Genomic DNA, 1,873 nt, shown 5'->3' with positions numbered 1-1,873 from the left:
TGTTGTTTGAGAACTCAATAGTGTGCCAAGTTTGTTGATACCGATTGTTTTTTGATTGGTTGAATTGGCTGGTCTGCCGCATTTGCGTGTGGTGGGCTGGTTTTTTTGGCTGGTTTCGAATTTTGTGCAGCAGGGGTTCCCGTTTTCCCGGGGGTTTCTGTTGTGTCTGTAATGCATTTACGGAGAGTTTGATCCTGGCTCAGGATGAACGCTGGCGGCGTGCTTAACACATGCAAGTCGAACGATGAAGCCAGCTTGCTGGTGGATTAGTGGCGAACGGGTGAGTAACACGTGAGTAACCTGCCCTTGACTCTGGGATAAGCCTGGGAAACCGGGTCTAATACCGGATATGACTGCCGGCCGCATGGCCTGGTGGTGGAAAGCTTTATTGCGGTTTTGGATGGACTCGCGGCCTATCAGCTTGTTGGCGGGGTAATGGCCCACCAAGGCGACGACGGGTAGCCGGCCTGAGAGGGTGACCGGCCACACTGGGACTGAGACACGGCCCAGACTCCTACGGGAGGCAGCAGTGGGGAATATTGCACAATGGGCGCAAGCCTGATGCAGCGACGCCGCGTGAGGGATGAAGGCCTTCGGGTTGTAAACCTCTTTCAGTAGGGAAGAAGCGAAAGTGACGGTACCTGCAGAAGAAGCGCCGGCTAACTACGTGCCAGCAGCCGCGGTAATACGTAGGGCGCAAGCGTTATCCGGAATTATTGGGCGTAAAGAGCTCGTAGGCGGTTTGTCGCGTCTGCCGTGAAAGTCCGGGGCTTAACTCCGGATCTGCGGTGGGTACGGGCAGACTAGAGTGCAGTAGGGGAGACTGGAATTCCTGGTGTAGCGGTGAAATGCGCAGATATCAGGAGGAACACCGATGGCGAAGGCAGGTCTCTGGGCTGTAACTGACGCTGAGGAGCGAAAGCATGGGGAGCGAACAGGATTAGATACCCTGGTAGTCCATGCCGTAAACGTTGGGCACTAGGTGTGGGGGACATTCCACGTTTTCCGCGCCGTAGCTAACGCATTAAGTGCCCCGCCTGGGGAGTACGGCCGCAAGGCTAAAACTCAAAGGAATTGACGGGGGCCCGCACAAGCGGCGGAGCATGCGGATTAATTCGATGCAACGCGAAGAACCTTACCAAGGCTTGACATGAACCGGAATGGCGCAGAGATGTGTCAGCCACTTGTGGCCGGTTTACAGGTGGTGCATGGTTGTCGTCAGCTCGTGTCGTGAGATGTTGGGTTAAGTCCCGCAACGAGCGCAACCCTCGTTCCATGTTGCCAGCGGGTTATGCCGGGGACTCATGGGAGACTGCCGGGGTCAACTCGGAGGAAGGTGGGGACGACGTCAAATCATCATGCCCCTTATGTCTTGGGCTTCACGCATGCTACAATGGCCGGTACAAAGGGTTGCGATACTGTGAGGTGGAGCTAATCCCAAAAAGCCGGTCTCAGTTCGGATTGAGGTCTGCAACTCGACCTCATGAAGTTGGAGTCGCTAGTAATCGCAGATCAGCAACGCTGCGGTGAATACGTTCCCGGGCCTTGTACACACCGCCCGTCAAGTCACGAAAGTTGGTAACACCCGAAGCCGGTGGCCTAACCCCTTGTGGGAGGGAGCCGTCGAAGGTGGGACCGGCGATTGGGACTAAGTCGTAACAAGGTAGCCGTACCGGAAGGTGCGGCTGGATCACCTCCTTTCTAAGGAGCGCCTGGAGTCCGTGCGTGCTTCCACTGTGTTGGATGTGCGGCTTCGAGGAGTATGCCCATTGCGCGGGCGTTTGTTCCGCGGTGGGTGCTCATGGGTGGAATATCAATGAATAGTTTGGGTTCTTTTCCCGGTTGCCGTTAGTACGGCGCCCTGGTGCTGCCG

Annotated in this window: 1 rRNA gene; it reads left to right on the top strand. The window is 56.3% G+C overall.

What is annotated here, in order from left to right:
• Positions 1-176: 176 nt before the first annotated feature.
• Positions 177-1,701, top strand: a 16S ribosomal RNA gene (locus E2F48_RS17165).
• The last annotated feature ends 172 nt before the right edge of the window (positions 1,702-1,873 follow it).

It is taken from the genome of Arthrobacter crusticola (assembly GCF_004357995.1).
Classification (GTDB): domain Bacteria; phylum Actinomycetota; class Actinomycetes; order Actinomycetales; family Micrococcaceae; genus Arthrobacter_D; species Arthrobacter_D crusticola.
The sequence above is the reverse complement of the archived record's forward strand: the minus strand, read 5'-3'. Positions and strand labels throughout refer to the sequence as shown.